General features: G+C 42.7%; 20 protein-coding genes and 1 pseudogene. 14 read left to right on the forward strand and 7 right to left on the reverse strand.

What is annotated here, in order from left to right; genetic code table 11:
- Positions 1-184: 184 nt before the first annotated feature.
- Positions 185-1,177: a LacI family DNA-binding transcriptional regulator gene (locus FHQ08_RS09535; protein WP_230914185.1), complete on the reverse strand. Its 993-nt coding sequence runs from the start codon at positions 1,175-1,177 to the stop codon at positions 185-187.
- A 210-nt stretch (positions 1,178-1,387) separates the two neighbouring features.
- On the opposite strand from FHQ08_RS09535, the gene FHQ08_RS09540 reads away from it, so the two are divergent.
- Positions 1,388-2,500: an N-acetylmuramoyl-L-alanine amidase gene (locus tag FHQ08_RS09540; protein WP_230914186.1), complete on the forward strand. Its 1,113-nt coding sequence runs from the start codon at positions 1,388-1,390 to the stop codon at positions 2,498-2,500.
- Positions 2,501-2,552: 52 nt separating this feature from the next.
- On the opposite strand, the gene FHQ08_RS09545 is transcribed toward FHQ08_RS09540, so the two are convergent.
- Together FHQ08_RS09545 and FHQ08_RS09550 are read right to left on the reverse strand one after the other, a co-directional pair.
- Positions 2,553-2,684 carry a putative metal homeostasis protein gene (locus FHQ08_RS09545; RefSeq protein ID WP_230914187.1) on the reverse strand — a complete coding sequence of 44 codons (132 nt, stop codon included), beginning with the start codon at positions 2,682-2,684 and terminating at the stop codon, positions 2,553-2,555.
- A gap of 179 nt (positions 2,685-2,863) precedes the next feature.
- Positions 2,864-3,421, reverse strand: a complete 558-nt coding sequence (locus tag FHQ08_RS09550) for a DUF2179 domain-containing protein (RefSeq protein WP_230914188.1) — start codon at positions 3,419-3,421, stop codon at positions 2,864-2,866.
- 144 nt (positions 3,422-3,565) lie between these two features.
- Here FHQ08_RS09550 and thiD point away from each other — a divergent pair, with 144 nt between their 5' ends.
- From thiD to FHQ08_RS09590, 8 genes are all read left to right on the forward strand, one after another.
- Positions 3,566-4,375, forward strand: coding sequence for a bifunctional hydroxymethylpyrimidine kinase/phosphomethylpyrimidine kinase (gene thiD, locus FHQ08_RS09555; protein ID WP_230914189.1), 810 nt, complete (start codon positions 3,566-3,568; stop codon positions 4,373-4,375).
- A 172-nt stretch (positions 4,376-4,547) separates the two neighbouring features.
- Positions 4,548-5,822, forward strand: a complete 1,275-nt coding sequence (locus FHQ08_RS09560) for a betaine/proline/choline family ABC transporter ATP-binding protein (RefSeq protein WP_230914190.1) — start codon at positions 4,548-4,550, stop codon at positions 5,820-5,822.
- A 3-nt stretch (positions 5,823-5,825) separates the two neighbouring features.
- On the forward strand, positions 5,826-6,455 hold the full coding sequence (locus tag FHQ08_RS09565; protein ID WP_230914191.1) for an ABC transporter permease: 630 nt from the start codon (positions 5,826-5,828) through the stop codon (positions 6,453-6,455).
- An 11-nt stretch (positions 6,456-6,466) separates the two neighbouring features.
- The gene (locus FHQ08_RS09570; RefSeq protein WP_230914192.1) at positions 6,467-7,411 is read left to right on the forward strand and encodes an osmoprotectant ABC transporter substrate-binding protein; all 945 of its coding nucleotides are present in this window, start codon (positions 6,467-6,469) and stop codon (positions 7,409-7,411) included.
- Positions 7,404-8,054 carry an ABC transporter permease gene (locus FHQ08_RS09575; protein ID WP_230914193.1) on the forward strand — a complete coding sequence of 217 codons (651 nt, stop codon included), beginning with the start codon at positions 7,404-7,406 and terminating at the stop codon, positions 8,052-8,054. The genes FHQ08_RS09570 and FHQ08_RS09575 overlap by 8 nt, the downstream gene beginning before the upstream one ends.
- A gap of 281 nt (positions 8,055-8,335) precedes the next feature.
- Complete coding sequence (locus FHQ08_RS09580; protein ID WP_230914194.1) at positions 8,336-8,602, forward strand: type II toxin-antitoxin system Phd/YefM family antitoxin; 267 nt, start codon at positions 8,336-8,338, stop codon at positions 8,600-8,602.
- Positions 8,599-8,865, forward strand: a complete 267-nt coding sequence (locus tag FHQ08_RS09585; protein WP_230914195.1) for a Txe/YoeB family addiction module toxin — start codon at positions 8,599-8,601, stop codon at positions 8,863-8,865. The genes FHQ08_RS09580 and FHQ08_RS09585 overlap by 4 nt, the downstream gene beginning before the upstream one ends.
- Before the next feature lie 486 nt (positions 8,866-9,351).
- Complete coding sequence (locus FHQ08_RS09590) at positions 9,352-9,657, forward strand: hypothetical protein (protein WP_230914196.1); 306 nt, start codon at positions 9,352-9,354, stop codon at positions 9,655-9,657.
- A gap of 258 nt (positions 9,658-9,915) precedes the next feature.
- Here FHQ08_RS09590 and FHQ08_RS09595 read toward each other — a convergent pair whose 3' ends face one another.
- The 4 genes from FHQ08_RS09595 to FHQ08_RS09610 form a co-directional block, all read right to left on the reverse strand.
- The gene (locus tag FHQ08_RS09595; protein WP_230914197.1) at positions 9,916-10,347 is read right to left on the reverse strand and encodes a Fur family transcriptional regulator; all 432 of its coding nucleotides are present in this window, start codon (positions 10,345-10,347) and stop codon (positions 9,916-9,918) included.
- 69 nt (positions 10,348-10,416) lie between these two features.
- On the reverse strand, positions 10,417-10,686 hold the full coding sequence (rpsN, locus tag FHQ08_RS09600) for a 30S ribosomal protein S14 (RefSeq protein WP_230914198.1): 270 nt from the start codon (positions 10,684-10,686) through the stop codon (positions 10,417-10,419).
- 17 nt (positions 10,687-10,703) lie between these two features.
- Positions 10,704-11,633 carry a metal ABC transporter solute-binding protein gene (locus tag FHQ08_RS09605; protein ID WP_407929201.1) on the reverse strand — a complete coding sequence of 310 codons (930 nt, stop codon included), beginning with the start codon at positions 11,631-11,633 and terminating at the stop codon, positions 10,704-10,706.
- Positions 11,634-11,786: 153 nt separating this feature from the next.
- A complete protein-coding gene (locus FHQ08_RS09610; protein ID WP_230914199.1) occupies positions 11,787-12,302 on the reverse strand; it encodes a transcription repressor NadR in 516 nt (171 codons plus the stop codon).
- Between the two features lie 364 nt (positions 12,303-12,666).
- On the opposite strand from FHQ08_RS09610, the pseudogene FHQ08_RS09615 reads away from it, so the two are divergent.
- From FHQ08_RS09615 to FHQ08_RS09635, 5 genes and pseudogenes are all read left to right on the forward strand, one after another.
- Positions 12,667-13,833, forward strand: a pseudogene (locus FHQ08_RS09615) (2-isopropylmalate synthase).
- A complete protein-coding gene (leuB, locus tag FHQ08_RS09620) occupies positions 13,833-14,915 on the forward strand; it encodes a 3-isopropylmalate dehydrogenase (RefSeq protein ID WP_230914200.1) in 1,083 nt (360 codons plus the stop codon). The pseudogene FHQ08_RS09615 and the gene leuB overlap by 1 nt, the downstream one beginning before the upstream one ends.
- A gap of 19 nt (positions 14,916-14,934) precedes the next feature.
- A complete protein-coding gene (gene leuC / locus FHQ08_RS09625; protein WP_230914222.1) occupies positions 14,935-16,305 on the forward strand; it encodes a 3-isopropylmalate dehydratase large subunit in 1,371 nt (456 codons plus the stop codon).
- Entirely contained in the window at positions 16,298-16,924 is a 627-nt protein-coding gene (leuD, locus tag FHQ08_RS09630) for a 3-isopropylmalate dehydratase small subunit (protein WP_230914201.1), read from the forward strand. Before leuC ends, leuD begins: the two co-directional genes overlap by 8 nt.
- Before the next feature lie 245 nt (positions 16,925-17,169).
- Positions 17,170-17,727, forward strand: a complete 558-nt coding sequence (locus tag FHQ08_RS09635; protein WP_230914202.1) for a GNAT family N-acetyltransferase — start codon at positions 17,170-17,172, stop codon at positions 17,725-17,727.
- The last annotated feature ends 20 nt before the right edge of the window (positions 17,728-17,747 follow it).

Below are 17,747 nucleotides of genomic sequence, written 5' to 3' on the forward strand. Positions count from 1 at the left end.
AACAACAAACGTCGCCAAGAAACACTTAACGGCATGACCCCCAACGAATATGGGTGCCATGCCGTTAAGAAAAGTGCATAAGCATTTTAATTATTTAAGTTGTCTACTTGACACGGAGTAGTTCCTTCATAGTGCTTAACTTCTTTTCATACATACTCGAATTTAGTTTAAAAACCTAACCAGCTTACAATGAATATCTTCGTTTTAACTCTGCTGGTAATTCATAGGTCAAACCCATGCGATTCTCACCGGCAATTTGCGCTAAAATGACTTCCGCACACTTTTGTCCGATCATATCTGGGCGTTGTTCAATACTAGTAATGCCAGGGCCAACCAGCTCTGTCCAACTCCAATCATCATAGCCCGTGACACCAATATCTTCAGGAATACGCAATCCTAAATTAAAAATGGCTTTCAAGGTCAGCATCAGCATGCGACCATTACTAGCAAAAATGGCATTTTTTTGTGGTTCTTCAACTAGATCCGAAATGATCTGTTCTAGTCCAAAACTATCTTGATCAGCGACTTCTTTTAACTGGGCTCGTTTATGTAAGGCTTTACCAGTGTCCGCAATGGCTTGAAAGCGAACTTGGCGTGTGATTGTGCGGTTGATGGCTTCTGAAATAACGGTCAATTGATCATAGCCCGTTTCATAAACTAAACGTGCCAACTGTTTTGTCGAAGTATAGTTATTAGAGGTTACTAAAGGCCAATCACTACCTTTGATCGGCCGATCTACCAAAGTTACTTTGACATCATATGGTTGCAAGAATTGATAGTCAGCTATGTTGGGACTGATAGCCTGCAAGATGATTCCTTCAACTCCCTGATCTAGCAGTCGCTGTAAATATTGATGCTCCAACTCCAACGAATTCGCACTATTCATGATCATGATCTGATATCGCTCAGTCTGTAATACCGAACTGATGCCTTTAAGTAATAGTGAAGAATACATATTGGAAATATCCGCAATTACCACCCCAATCAAATAGCTGCGCTTTGATTTCAAAGACTGCGCCTGACGATTGGGCCGGTAACCCATTTCAGCGATAACTTTGGCAATCCGCTGCCGTGTGGCTTCTGACATGTTGCCATAATGATGATTTAAATAACGCGAGATCGTTGCCTTAGAAACATTAGCTGCTTGTGCCACTTCAGAGATCGTTGGCTTGCCCATCATTAGCCTCCTAAAATTACTTGTTTCCCTAACTATACCAAAAAATGATGCTCCGCCCTATTCATCAAAGCACCATGCTTTGCAAAAAAAGTTAGAGTAATAATTACTGTTTAAAATTTTACTTAATTTTTGTAATGATGCCATATTTTTTCCAGAACTAATATATCATAAAAGAAACAAGCCAATTCAATCTAGAGAGAAGCCAATGACATGGCAAAATTAGTCAATCGTTTCATTGCCTTATTGTGTCTGTTCGGTGCAATCATACTTATTATAATGTCCAGTCGCCGTTTGTTTGAACAACAGCAAGTGTTAGTTCAAACGCCAGCCGTCTTAGTTCATCAACAACCAGACCTTGCCACTAAGGCAGTCGCTAAATTAAAAAAAGGCATGCACTTAGATGTTGTAGGCCGTCGAACCCATTGGTATCAAGTCCGCCTTAACCGCCGACAAAGTGGTTGGATCCGTTCAGATCAAATCAATGCCCTGGCGGTGCGCCGCATGCAGCAGCAAGACGCGCGCCATAGTAACAAGGGGACAGTTGTCTCCACCAATAAAACCATTGAGATCATTACAGACCAAGCTAATACCAAACTACGCGCCAAACCAGCTACCAAAGGCAAGATTCTTGCTGTCCTACCAAAGAATAAAAAACTGGGACTCATTAAACGATCTGGTAATTGGTACAAAGTTCGAACTAATGACAATCAAGTCGGCTATGTAGCTAGCTGGATCGTCACCGAGCAAGCCAAGCTAGTCCCGATTCATAAACCGGCAAACCTAGCTTCTGCTATAATCGTTTTAGACCCTGGCCATGGTGGTTCAGATTCAGGTGCCATCTCAGGTACAGGTCAATTTGAAAAAACTTACACGATTAAAGTAGCTAAACTTACCGCACAAAAGTTACGGCGCTTAGGCACTAAAGTCGTTCTAACTCGGACGAATGATCGCTTTGTTTCCCTAGCAAAACGACCTCAAATTGCCAACCAACTCAATGCCGATGCTTTTATTAGCTTTCACTTTGATTCTTCTGGTGAACAAAATGATGCTTCTGGATTTACGACTTATTATTACCGGCGGCAAAAAGATATTGCTTTTGCAAAAACAATCAACCGAAATTTAAATCGTTTGCCTTTGCCAAATAAAGGTATCCGTTATGGTAATTTCCAAGTGCTCCGAGATAACCAGCGGCCATCAATTTTATTAGAAATGGGCTATATCAATACCACTAAAGATTTTAAGCGAATCAAAAGTGCCAAATATCGTGACCAGATTGCCACCCAGGTGGTTAAGGGTCTGCAACAATATTTTGATCAAAATTAACAATTAAAAAAGAGCGAAACTAAGTTGATCAACTTCGTCTCACTCTCTAACTTCATGCCTTAGTATCACTACGTTGAAATCTCAAATTGCGTTTATAATCATGGATAATTTTCAAAGCCCGTTTTCTTGTTTTGATATTAGGACTTCTCATCTCTCTGCGTGCAGTTGCTAAGTCAGTTTTCATTACTTATAATCCTCCTATTTTTTTAAATAGTAATTTATACTATTTAGGCCATTAAATAATTTATCATTGTCCTAATTACCTGTCAACTACCATTTATGAAAATAACCAGTAAAATAGGCAAAAAATAAGCCTAGCATCAAAACAATCGTTCTGATACCAGACATCCTTCTCATGCTTTTTCAACTTTTCTTTTTTCGGCCGCGGGCATGTTTCGTCCAAAATCCGCCATTAAAACCAGTTGGCGTGATAGAAATCATAAAGGCATTCGGATTATAAGCTTGTACGGTTCGATAAACAGCTTTCTCATCGCGGCGTGGCACTAACACTTCTAGAACTTCACGGGTGCCATCCCGACCTTCACCATCCATTTCAGTGACGCCATAGCCTTGATCTCTTAGAAGCTGCGAAAGGACCGAATGTTTCGCACCTTCTTCTAAGGTATGCGCAGTGATCACTTGTACGATCACATAGCCGATTGCTAGCCATCGGTCGATCAACATGCCAGTAAAAATACCGATTCCAAAACCAATCGCATAAGCCAATAAATAAACAGGTTGATTCAAGTTTTTTAAAACATAATTTAAGCCTAACGTGTAAAGTGTGATCTCCACCATACCAAATAGGGATGCGGGAATCAGAAGACCTCGATTCTGTAATAGTAACCGCATGGTGTTAACTGTCAAATATAAAACATTGATGCCAAAAACAAATAATAAAAATGAAAAATTGACGTGCATCGCGCAAGCTCCTTACATCTTAGGTTACTTTCTGCTACATTGCCTTCATTCTATCGGTCTCGGAATTGTTTTGCAATGACTAGCAATCATTGTTATTCTTGTATTTAAATAACCTATCAAGACATGATAGTTAGGAGGTTCCTTATGGCAAATGAATATCCTCAAGTAATGACGATCGCTGGTTCTGACTCAGATGGTAGTGCAGGCATGCAAGCAGATATGAACACTTTTTTTGCTCGTGAAGTTTACGGTATCTCTGTTTTGACGGCTTGCGTTGCCGGTAATTCTTACGGCATCCATGCGGCTCAACCGCTCACAACCGATTTTATCGACGCTGAATTCAAAGCTATCGCCGACGATTTCCACGTACTTGCCAGTAAAACAGGTATGCTGACAGATAAGCAAACAATCGAAACAGTCACCAAGAATTATAAGCAATATCATTTTGGTCCCCTAATTCTTGACCCTGTCATCATTACCAAACATGGCGCTATGCTGCTAGAAGCTGACGCCTATGAAACGCTCAAAACTTTGCTGGTTCCATTAGCAACTGTGATCACCCCTAACTTTTTTGAATTGCAAAAATTGGCCGATATGGAAATACATACCGATGCGGATATGATCACTGCGGCTAAAAAGATCCAAGCCATGGGTGCTAAAAATGTGGTCGCAAAGGGCGCTCATCATATTGGCGGCGACTTAAAAGAAGTCAAAGATCTTTTATTGCTAGAATCAGGTGAAAAAGTTTGGCTCTCCGAACCCTACCATGATACCGAACATATTAATGGGACTGGCGATGCCCTTTCGGCTTGTATTACGGCTGAAATTGCCAAGGGGCAAAGTATTACTGTCGCTGTGACGACTGCCAAAAAACTGGTAAATCAAGCCATTGAGCATGAATTAGCAGTCGGTCATAAGTATGGTCCAATTAATATTTGGCAAATGCGCGTTTAACTATCCAAAATAAAAATCTGTTGATGGGGTATGCACTTACTTCGATCAGCGGATTTTTTGTTTTCGACGTTTATTTACGAATAATTCTATTTTAAATGTGTGCCAAACGGCATTTAGACATAGGTATGTTAAGATAAAATTATAATAATAGTTAACCTATTGGAGGCGCGATATGACAGAGGAACAACCGATCTTGGTATTTAAGGACGTGGAAAAAGTCTACCGTGGCGGTAACGTCGCCGTAGAGCACGTCAACTTGACCATCCACAAAGGTGATTTTGTTTGTCTCATCGGCACATCAGGTTCAGGGAAAACAACAACCATGCGCATGATCAACCGGATGTTAGAACCAACTGGCGGCGAAATACTTTATAATGGGGCGGACATTCATAAGGCCAACCCCGTAGAACTACGCCGGCATATTGGCTATGTGATTCAAAACATTGGTTTAATGCCGCATATGACTATTTATGAAAACATCACTCTAGTCCCTAAATTGTTAAAATGGCCCGAGGAAAAACGGCGGGAAAAGGCCGAAGAATTGATCAAACTAGTGGAATTACCAGAAGACTTTTTGGACCGTTATCCTTCCGAATTATCCGGTGGTCAGCAGCAGCGTATCGGGGTCATTCGGGCACTAGCTGCGAATCAAGATTTAATTTTGATGGATGAGCCTTTTGGTGCCTTGGATCCGATTACACGTGAGAGTTTGCAGGAATTAGTTAAAAATTTACAGGAAAAACTTGGCAAAACCGTTGTCTTCGTCACCCACGATATGGATGAAGCACTAAAATTAGCTACGCAAATCGTGGTCATGGATGGCGGTCATATGATTCAAAACGCCACACCCGAGGAATTGCTGCGCCACCCAGCGAATCAGTTCGTTGAAAACTTGATTGGTGAAGATCGCCTGATCCAAGCCCGGGCAGATGTCACTACCGTTGCTCAGATCATGTTGAAAAATCCTGTATCTATTACGCCCGGCCGCTCTTTGGGCGATGCCATTCGCTTAATGCGTAAACGGCGCGTAGATACATTGTTGGTGACAGATGACGATGGCTATTTGAAGGGCTTCATCGATATTGAATCCTTGGACAACAACTATAAACGGGCTACCAGCGTTTCTGATATTATGAACACCCGTATTTTCTCCGTGGTTTCTGACACCTTACTGCGTGATACCGTCGACCGCATCTTAAAACGTGGGTTGAAATACGTCCCAGTAGTCAACCATCAAGGCCAATTGCAAGGCATCGTTACTCGGGCTGCTCTGGTCGATATGGTTTATGATACGATCTGGGGTGACAGCGATGATGAAACTTCTGAGCACCACCCAGATGATGCGGCAATTAAAGAAAATAGCAATGCGGCTATGGCTGAAAAATTGACCAACCCAGTGGGCACTAAAGCCACCGATCCTGACACCTCAAACGACAAGGAGGTGTAGGCTATGATCGATTTTTTAAACGCCCATGGTAGTGAATTGATCACCAAGACCTGGGAACAACTATACATCTCTGCACTAGCATTAATTCTCGGCGTGATCGTGGCGATTCCCTTGGGTATTTTGTTGACTCGATTCCCTAAAACAGCCAAGGTTGTGATCGGTATCGCTAGTATGCTCCAAACGGTCCCTTCTTTAGCCTTATTAGCTTTAATGATTCCGCTCTTTGGTATCGGTAAATTTCCAGCAATCGTTGCTTTATTCATCTACTCTCTATTGCCCATCTTACGTAATACATATATTGGCATGGAAGACGTGGATCCAGTCTTAAAGGACAGTGCTAAGGGCATGGGCATGACGACGATGCAATCCATCATTCAAGTAGAGATTCCCATGGCTACGCCTGTTATCATGGCTGGCGTTCGTTTATCAGCCGTCTATGTCATCGCCTGGGCAACGCTAGCCTCTTACATTGGTGCTGGTGGCTTAGGGGATTTGATCTTTAACGGTCTGAATTTATTCCAGCCTGACTTGATCATTGGCGGGACGATTCCAGTGACGATCTTGGCGCTCTTAGTCGATTATCTCCTAGGCAAACTGGAAAAACGGCTGACCCCGATCAGCGAACGGTCATAGGAGGTTATGAGATGTTAAAACTATCAAAAAAAGCCTTACTAAAACTAACCCTGCTCTTGGCCGTGGTCGTTACCGCAATTGGTGGCTGTGGTTTTCCAGGTGTCAGCGGCAGCAATGATGATACAATTCGAATTGCTTCCCAAAGTACGACAGAATCTCAAATTATGGCCAATATGGTAGCCGAACTGATCAATCATGAACTGGGCTATAAAACTACGCTCGTCAGTAATCTAGGCTCCGCAACGGTGGCCCACCAAGCTATGATACGCAATGATGCTGATATTTCAGCGACACGGTATACCGGGACAGAAGTAACCGCTACGCTACAGCTGCCAATCACTAAGGATCCCCAAAAAGCCAGTCGCATCGTTAAACGTGAGTTTAAACAACGCTATGATCAAACCTGGTTCCCATCTTACGGCTTTGCGGATACCTATGCTTTCATGGTGACCCAAGCCACTGCTAAAAAGTATCATATGACGACGATTAGTGATCTCGGGAAACAAGCACCTAATATGAATGCTGGGGTAGATAGTTCTTGGATGAACCGGAAAGGTGACGGTTACAAAGATTTCTCCCAAGATTATGGCTTTGATTTCAAACGGGTCTATCCGATGCAGATCGGGCTCGTCTATGATGCAGTTGAAGCTGGTAAAATGCAGGCCGTGCTTGGTTATTCAACAGATGGCCGCATCAAGAGCTATAACTTGAAAGTTCTAAAAGATAACAAACGCTTCTTCCCACCTTATGATTGTTCGATGGTGGTCAATAATAGTTTGTTAAAGAAATATCCCAAATTAGCACCCGTGCTTCATCGATTAGATGGCAAAATCAATTTGAAGACGATGCAGGCATTAAATTACGAAGTTGATAATGATTTATTAGAACCTTCTGTCGTGGCACAACGGTTCTTACAAAAGCACAACTATTTCAAAGGAAGTGACGCAAATGAGTAATATGAATACTTGGGATCAGTTCTGGTATTATCTGGCCCATAATGGTTCTTATGTTCTGAGTCAATTCACGCGCCATTTCCTGATTTCGATTTATGGTGTGTTGATTGCGGCAATTATTGGGATTCCAATTGGCATCTTCATTGCCCGTAAACGTCGGCTTAGTGACGCGGTAATTGGCGTGGCTAACGTGATCCAAACAATTCCCTCTCTAGCCATGTTATCCATCATCATGCTGGGACTCGGACTAGGGGTCAACACAGTCATTGTGACTGTCTTTCTTTACTCACTCCTACCAATCGTCAAAAATACTTATACGGGCATGGCTAGCGTGGATAAAACCATTCTTGACTCTGGAAAGGGTATGGGGATGACCTCTTGGCAGATCCTTTATATGGTGGAGCTGCCCCTATCTTTATCGGTTATCATGGCCGGCATTCGTAACGCCCTAGTTGTCGCCATCGGGATCACAGCCATTGGTGCCTTTGTTGGTGCCGGCGGTCTTGGGGACATCATTGTCCGTGGAACCAATGCAACGAATGGGGGCGCCATTATCCTCGCCGGTGCGCTGCCAACCGCCTTGATGGCCATCATTTCTGATTTGGTCTTAGGCTTCGTCCAACGGCGGTTAGAACCAAGAGCTTAAGAGCGTGAGACAAAAAGCGGTTAGCGGCCGAGCACTAACAAGAATAGCGAAAAATGGTGGGCTTGCCATTTGAGCAATTCGACGTTAGGAGAGGGCGTTGCTTTTTGGAACACGTTTATTTACAATTAAGTTAATAAAACGGCACTGAAAGCAATTTGTTTTTGCTTCAGTGCCGTTTTCGTTGTGGATTAAAACCGTAATTCTAATTGTTTGCGTACGCTACCAACGTACGCTATACTAAAGCCAGTAATTTGAATCGTTTTTTTGAGGGAGGTCATTTGATGCAAGAGAATTTTACACCCACGAATGCACGCAAACATCTATACGAAATCATTAAATCTGTCAACACGCAAAAGAAGCCCGTTATGATCACACCGGCCAATGGTGACGAAAACCAAGCAGCCGTTATTATCAGTAAAAGTGATTACGATGCCATGCAAGAAACACTTTATTTAGAAAATACCGGCACAATGGCTAAAGTTCGCGAACGTCAAAGTGATGACAGTGGCTTCACTGACGTTGATGATATCGATTGGGATAAGTTATGAGCCAATATACGGTCAAAATTAAAAATTCAGCGAAACGTGACCTGAAAAAATTAAAACAATCCAATTTGAAAGCCAATTTTCTAGAAATTATTGCCACGTTAAAAGAAAATCCCTATGCGCCTACCCAGAGTTTTGAAAAACTAACGCCACCGAGTGCAGGTTTTTATTCTCGGCGGTTAAATAGCCAACATCGGGTTGTCTATACGATTGATCAAGCTACTCATGAAGTTCTGATCTACGCTGCTTGGTCGCATTATAATTAGAAGTGGGCCGGGACAAAACTAATGTTTTGTCTACGGCCCCGATTACTTCACGAACGATTGTATTTTAAACGTGTTCCAAAAGGCAACGCCCTCACCTAACCACGAATCACTTAAATGGAAAACCCACCATTTGTCGTGATTCTTATTAGTGCTAAGCCGTTACCCGCCTTTTGTTTCACTCTCGTTCCTACGATTAGGCTTATAAAACGGCATTGAAAGCAATTTGTTTTTGCTTCAGTGCCGTTTTGTTGTGTCTTATTCATATATTATTCATTTTTTAATCATTGAATATTAATAATTACGGTTCAAAATTAACTCAAATCTTAATCTAGGGGGTAGCTCGAGATGACAACTTTTAAACTCCAGCGATTTGTTTGGTTTATGTGGCTTGCCCTTGTAATCTTTTGTTTGTCTATGATGGCAATTCACATACGTCAGCCTAAAAGCACTATAAACTTCATCATCTTTTTATGTCTTCTGGAATTCGTGCGCCGCAGTACACTACTCAAAGACTACGATGATCATATCTCTAAAAAGTGGGCAGCTTTCTTAAAAAACCATCAGTTTAATTTTAACTACAAGGTTCAACGGCTACTTTGGTTTAGCGGTTTAATTGTGACTTTAGCTATCGCGATCTACTTATTGACGCAGTTTCAAACAAAGAATGGCACAATTGCCTTTGTAATTCTTATAATCGTGGTAGGCGTCGCCTTCTACCTTAAACGTGTGGCTACTAGAAATTATGATGACCATGTTAGGCAGTACTTCCATAGTCTGTATGCTGATATCTAACAACTAACTACTATGGATATTCAAACTTGGACTGATTATTTAAATAAAGATTAATGCAAAAAAGTGGCTGGGACAAAACTAACGTTTTGTTTTCAGCCACTATGTGTTTACGAACAATTCAATTTTAAACGTGTTCCAAAAGGCAACACCTTCACCTAACCACGAATGGATCAAATGGCAAGTTCACCATTTTTCGCCATTCTTGTTAGTGATCAGGTGCTGAGCGCCTTTTGTCTCACTCTCTTTTTTATTATCAACTTAAAGCTGACATTTAGGACAAAGCCCAAAGACTTCTAAATGTTGCGCCGTAATTTGGTAATCAGGTAACTGGTCTTGTACTTGAGCCAAAGGTGGTTCCTTGAGCTCAACAACGCGGCCGCAATTTTCACAAATAAAATGACTATGCTGCACATGATCAAAATCACATTGAAATTTCACGTGCAAGCCACTGGAAAACATGCGCTTCTCAACGATATGCAGGTCAGATAATTCATCAATATTCCGATAAACCGTTTCATAACTCATTCGAGGATAAAAGTTACGTAGATACTGATCCACCGTTTTAATTGGCAAATAATGATCTTGATGTTCATACAAAAATGCAATCAAATCACGGCGTTGTTTCGTAACTTTTAAATTGGCTTTTTTCATCAACTGGACAGCATAATCCACATGGGTTTCTGCAAGCATGATCAACCCTCCATTTTCAGTGATAAACTTGCCACCATCATACCATTTTGTCACGCAGCTTGTATACTTTTACCAACTGGCTTTCTTGACACCGGGGATCTGCCCGAGGTGCGCATACTTGCGAAAGTTGATCCTGGACATGCCAAACTTACGCATGTAAGCATGTGGCCGGCCATCTAATTTGTCGCGCCGCTGGATTCGCGTGGGCGAGGCATTACGCGGCAAGCGACTTAAAGCCGCATAATTATGTTCTGCTTTTAATTGGCGCCGCAGTTCAGCGTATTTTTCGACAGTAGCTTCGATTTTTTGGGCTTTAGCAATTTTTGACTTCTTAGCCATTTCAGGACCTCCAACGATTATTTAGCAGCAGTTTGTTCTAAAATTTGATTCAAATCTTTATATTGAGACAGCATCCATTGTTTGTAATCCATCTTAGCAGGTAGTGTTTCCGTGACTTTTAAGACAGGTACTTTATTATCCTGGGCTAATTTGACAAAGTTATTGACTACCTTGCTGTCTACTTGTTTGTTATAAACGAAGAAAGCAATTTTCTTAGCTTTGATCCCGTCTTGCATCTCTTTAACAACTTTTGGTGAAGGATCACTTTCATTTTCAGTCGCTTGTTCGAATTTTTCATTGCCGACTTTGAACCCAATGGCATCAATGGCATAGTCAAAGACAGGTTCACTGACATAAACAGCTTTATTTGGTGCACTAGCTGCCTTTTGCTTCAACTGATTGATTTCATCATTAACTGGTTTCAAAGAAGCAATATACTTTTGGGCATTCTTTTTGAAATAAGCTTTATTTTTAGGTTGCTTTTTGCCTAATTGTTTAGCTAAATCGTTGGCTAATTTAGGCATCGTTGCTGGATTATACCAAAGATGAGGATTGTCGCCAGTCTTTTTACCCATGATATTTTCGCCAACCTTGATATATTGCAGCTTATCAGAATTTTTGGCTAATTTATTCATCCAAGGGTCGTACCCGATCCCATTAGCAATCGCGATATCTGCTTTACTTACTTCTTTAGCCACGTTAGTCGTGGGTTCATAGTCATGGGGATCTACGGAAGGTTTATTGATAATTGACTTGACCGTCCCTTTGTTCCCGACCACAGCCTTGGCTACCTCACCATAAAAATCCGTAGTCGTCACAATAGAAATTTTTTGATTCTTCTGACTGGCTTGACTATTACTTTGACCACAAGCCGTCGCAACCACTGCAACCACAAGCATTAAGCCAGCAACTAAGCTGAACTTCAAAAATCGACGTAAAGATGACATCAGAGCACTCCCTTAAATTTTTAATCTAAAAAATAGGGCCCCTTAAACCAACAATCAACTATGTAAACAGAACAGAATGGTGCTGATTGGTATTAAAGGACCACAAATAAGGGTACTCGATATTTAGTTAAATGTAAATAGTAAATTTTACCATTATCCTAAAAATAAAATGTCCGCGTCTTGTAGGGCTTGTTTAATAGCAGCCAAATCTGCATCGGTACGATACGCGATCGTGTGCAAATGGACCCCATCAGTCAATTCCGACAGTAGGTGGGCATCGGTTCGTTTTAATTTGGTTATAAAATGTTTCACTTCAGTCATATTACTAATATTTAAATTTCCCGTGACCTCGCCATAAATTTCGTGATCAATGATGGTATTTAATAGCTTGCCGCCATTTGCGACGATCAATTCCAACTCTTGTTGTGCCTGTGCCCTAGTATGCCGGCAAACGATCTTAGCGGTTTGATCACTAGAGACCTGCTCATAAGTATAGCCATTAAAATTAGCTACCACAGCTTCCCCAGAAGCGCGCATCAGTGCAATATCGCCAACGACTGTTTGACGGCTGACCCCAAACTGTTTCGCAAATTTAGAAGCACTGATCGGCGTGTCCGTAGTTTGTAATTGTGTTCTGATTTGATTCCGGCGTTCTTGCCCTGATAACATAAAACCGCTCCTTGAAATGTTTATGCCTATTATAACGTAGTCTTGTCCGCTCACGCCAATCGAGGGACACGAACCGGTTAAAAATAATTAAATTATAAAATAATTAAAAATAACTGTTGACACATTAATAATTTATGATAAATTTGTAATATAAATTAATGAAAGGATGGTGTCACTTATGACACAACAAAATCATGTTTTGCAGCCACAACTGAACACCATGCTATTCAATGCCTTATTATTATGACCGGGACTCGCACATTGTGTGGAGTCCTATTCGTGTTAGATGATGGGGCTCCTTTTTTTATCAGCCGCCCCATCAGTAATGATGAGGCGTTTTTTAATACAAAAAAAGGAGTGCTTGATTATGAGAAAAATTGCTATGTTTGATACGACGCTACGTGACGGGGAACAAACAGTTGGTGTGAATTTTAGTATTGCTGAAAAGGTCAAAATTGCCAAGCAGCTCCAAAACTGGGGCGTAGATGTCATTGAAGCTGGCTTCCCCATTGCGTCACCCAACGACTTCCAATCTGTCCAAGCAATTTCCAGAGCCCTTTCAACCACCCGAGTGACGGGCTTGGCGCGGATGAAACAAAAAGACATCGATGCTTGCATTAAAGCAACCGCCGATTCTAAAAACAAGCAGATCCACGTCTTCATCGCCACTAGTCCCATTCATCGCAGTGCCAAATTACATATGTCCAAAGCCCAAGTTTTACATGAGATCGATGAGAAAGTGCGCTATGCTAAGCAGTATTTTGACATCGTCCAATTCTCTCCTGAAGATGCCACCCGCACTGAACCCGGCTTTCTAGTGCAAGCCTGCCAAACCGCGATCGACGCTGGTGCCACTGTCATCAACATCGCTGATACAGTTGGTTATTCTAATCCTGCTGAATTCGGGGCAACTTTTGATAATTTGATCCAGCATATCCAAAGTCCCCACAAAATCACTTACTCGGCGCACTGCCACAATGATTTGGGCATGGCTACCGCCAATGCGATGGCCGCGATCGAACATGGTGCTGATCGAATCGAAGGTACGGTTAATGGCATTGGTGAACGTGCTGGTAATACGGCCTTGGAAGAAGTAGCCGCTCAGATCAAAGTACGGCAAGATTACTATCAATGTGTTACTAATATCGACATGAAACAAACTAAAACCACTAGCGACATGATCAGTGAATTTGCTAAAATCCCTGTACCTAAGAACAAAGCTGTGATTGGGCCATTCGCCTTCTCCCATGAATCTGGCATTCACCAAGATGGCTACTTGAAGAATCATCAAACTTACGAAATTCTGACGCCAGAAAGTGTGGGTATGAAGCATACGTAAATTCCTTTGGGCAAGCTATCTGGCAGTCATGCGGTGCATGAACGCTTAGCTCAAATCGGTTATGCCGTCACACCGGAACAAATGCGGATCATCTTTCCTAAATTCAAAGCTTTTGCTGATCAAGTGGCTCTGGTGAGTAATGACGACCTTGAACAGATCATGTCTAGTTGTGAAATGAAGGTGGCTAAATAATGCATGAACCTACAATTACAGTGCTCAGCGGTGACGGCATCGGCCCCGAAATCATGTCTGCGACCATCGAAGTTATCAAAACGGCCCAACAAATTACCCAAACTAATTATCACTTCGTCCCCATGGCTTTTGGCGGCTGCTCAATTGATCAATTCGGCGAGCCTTTGACTGACGCCTTATTAGCCCAAGTCAAACGGTCAGATGCCGTATTGTTAGCTGCCGTTGGTGGCCCTAAATGGGATCATTATGACGTCCGTCCAGAGGCTGGTTTATTAGGCTTGCGGGCAGCCATGAAGGTTTACGCCAACTTACGCCCCACCAAAATTACAGCTGCTGCTGTCACGCGCAGCCCCTTAAAAGCTGAGATTGCACAAAATACTAATTTTATGATCGTACGCGAGCTGACTTCCGGAATTTATTTTGGTAAGCCTCGGCATTATAGTACGGATCAAGCCTTAGACACGATGGTTTATAATCGATCTGAAATCAACCGCATTATGACCTATGCGTTCAAATTAGCCCAGCAACGTGACCGCCATGTCACCGTTGTCGATAAAGCCAACGTATTAGCCACAAGTAAACTATGGCGCGATGTCGCCGAAGAAATACACCCACAATATCCAGAGATCACGTTAGATTTTGAATACGTTGATGCGGCCGCTATGAAAATCGTTAAATCGCCGCAGCAGTTCGATGTTATCGTCACAAGCAATCTATTTGGTGACATTCTAAGCGATGAAGCCGCTGCAATTACCGGATCCATCGGGACGATTCCTTCTGAAAGTGTCAGTGAAACTGGCCCCAATCTCTACGAGCCGATTCACGGATCAGCGCCAGATATCGCGGGCCAAAATATAGCCGATCCAATAGGCATGATTAATTCAGCCGTTTTAATGTTACAGCATACGTTTAATGATCAAGCCACAGCAAATGTCATCGAGCGGGCGATGGCTGCGGTTTTACAACAAGATCAGCCCGTTGACTTAGGTGGACAGTTAAATACGATGGCATTCACCCAACGTATCTGTGCGCAAATGCAACAAAATTCAGTAAAGGTGGCGCCCGATTATGTCCAAGATTAATGCAAGTGAACCGCAAACAATGTTTGATAAAATTTGGCAACAGCATGTGGTCACGGGCGAACCTGGTGAACCACAATTGATGTATGTGGATCTGCATCTAGTCCATGAAGTGACTTCCCCTCAAGCTTTTGAGGGCTTGCGAGCCACGCATCGGCGCGTGCGGCGGCCAGATAAGACTTTTGCCACCATGGACCATAATGTACCTACGGAAGATGTCTTTAATGTCAAAGATGTGATCGCCCGCAAACAAATGCAGACGCTGCAAAAAAATGCGGCCGAATTTGGCGTTTCTTTAGCCAGCGTTGGTCAAGCAGAACAAGGCATCATTCACGTCATCGGTCCCCAGTTAGGTTTGACCCAGCCAGGTAAAATCATTGTTTGTGGTGACTCGCACACGTCTACCCACGGCGCTTTTGGGGCGATTGCCTTCGGTATTGGCACGTCCGAAGTAGAACATGTTTTTGCCACGCAAACCATTTGGCAGCAAAAGCCCAAAACCATGGGTATCCATATTCACGGACAATTACAACCCGGCGTAGGCGCCAAAGATGTGATCATGGTTTTGATCGGCCAACATGGCTTCTCTGGCTTCACCGGTTATGCTATTGAGTTTTATGGTGACGTGGTTGAAAATTTCTCCATGGCTGAACGTATGACCCTATGCAACATGGTTATTGAAGGCGGTGCTAAGATGGGCCAAGTTCGGCCTGATCAAACCACCTTTGCCTACCTAGCTGGCCGCAAGTATGCCCCCAAAGATATGGCTACAGCCATCCAGTATTGGTCGCAATTTTATACCGATGATCCGACTGCATATGATGAAGTGATCGATTTTGACGTCTCAGACTTAGCACCTTATGTCACGTGGGGTACGAATCCTGGCATGGCCATTCCCATTGACCGTACTTTCCCCGAACCAAAAGATGTCAATGACCAAAAAGCTTATGACTATGTAGGCTTAAAACCCGGTGACAGTCCTTTAAATATCCCTATTGGCTTTGCTTTCTTCGGCTCCTGTACCAACGGCCGCTTAGAGGATCTGCGTAAAGCCGCCCATGTTTTGAAAGGCCAGCATGTAGCACCCGGATTAACCGCGTTAGTTGTTCCTGGCTCCATGGCTATCAAACGAGCCGCTGAAAAAGAAGGCCTAGATCAAATCTTTAAATCGGCTGGCTGCGACTGGCGGATGCCGGGTTGTTCTGCTTGCCTAGGTATGAATCCAGATCGTGTTCCTGCAGGCGTTCATAGTGCTTCTACCTCTAATCGTAACTTTGAAGGCCGTCAAGGTGCCGGCTCAATCACGCATCTAGCCAGTCCAGAAATGGTGGCTGCCGCTGCCATTCATGGTCATTTTGTCGATATTCGAAAGGAAGCCATCATTAATGGATAAATTTACAATTTTCACTGGTAAGCCAGCCGTCATCTACCGTAATGATATTGACACGGACCAGATCATCCCGAAACAATTTTTAAAAAATATTTTACGCACAGGATACGGTCAAAGTCTATTTTATGACTGGCGTTATCAAAGTGACGGCCGCCCTAACCCTGCATTTATTTTAAATCAGCCGGCCTATCAAGATGCCCAAATTTTGATAGCTGGGACGAACTTCGGCAGTGGTTCTTCCCGAGAACACGCTGCTTGGGCTTTAATGGATTTTGGTTTTCGCGTGGTCATTGCTGAAAGTTTTGGCCCCATATTTTATAATAATGCCACCAAGAATGGCTTGCTGCCAATCAAACTCACTAAAGCAGAAGTCAAAAGTTTAAGCCAGGCAACCGATCAAGATCGAATCACTGTTGATCTCACGAATTTGACCGTTCAGTTTCGTGAGCAAACATTTCACTTTACGTTCGAACCCATGTACCGCTATAAATTTCTCAATGGCTTAGATGATATTGATCTGACCTTAGCCCATGCTGATGAGATCGACCAATTCGAACAACAGTTACCTGATTTTGGTGCCGCTGCTCCCGGCGTACCAGTCAAAAGTACATTACACTCTTGAAACACCCACCAATGTGTTAAACTGGACTTTGAATAATTGAAACCGTGAAGAGTGTGACCAAAGGCGGTTAATGACTGAGCACTAACAAGAATGGCGATAAATGGGGATCTTTCCATTTGAGACATGCGTCGTTAGGTGAAGTCATTGCCTTTGCGAACACGTTTCGTGTGACCAAAGGCGATTAGTGGCCGAGCACTAACAAAACCAGAAGCCAGACTCAAACACGGACTCAAAGGAGTTTGCACATGGAAAGTTTCGAGAAATATCATCCGATCATGACCCCTCACTATACTTTAGATTGGCTAACGACTTTTACAGTCAAAGAAGTCTTTCAATTACGTCAAGACCAGACACTCGCTCAGGCAACGCGCCGACAGACTGATTCCACGCTGACCGATACCGTGCACTATATCAGTCAAACCATGCGTGAAGTCATGGGTAACCATAAACTATTATGGGGTATTCAAGACCGCAAAAGTACCACATTTCTAGGTACTTTTACATTTGAAAATTTCAATGCTGATGAAAATAGTGTTGAAGTTAGCTATGAATTATTACCCCAGTTTCAGCATCAGGGTATCATGTCTGAGATTTTGACACACATGACCCGCTTTGCATTTGATGAGTTAAATCTGAGTCAGCTCAAAGCTATCACTTATAAAGACCAATCGGATTCTAGTGCTTTACTAGAAAAAGTAGGTTTTCGCGTGCGTGAAGATCTAGCAATCCTAGATCATGACCCGCAAGTAAAGCCTGAGGACCTCGTCGTTTATGATATGACTCGTGCCGTGCCCTTTAAATGATTTTGTTGTTATGTTCAAAG

This window comes from Agrilactobacillus fermenti (genome assembly GCF_021030645.1).
Classification (GTDB): Bacteria; Bacillota; Bacilli; order Lactobacillales; family Lactobacillaceae; genus Agrilactobacillus; species Agrilactobacillus fermenti.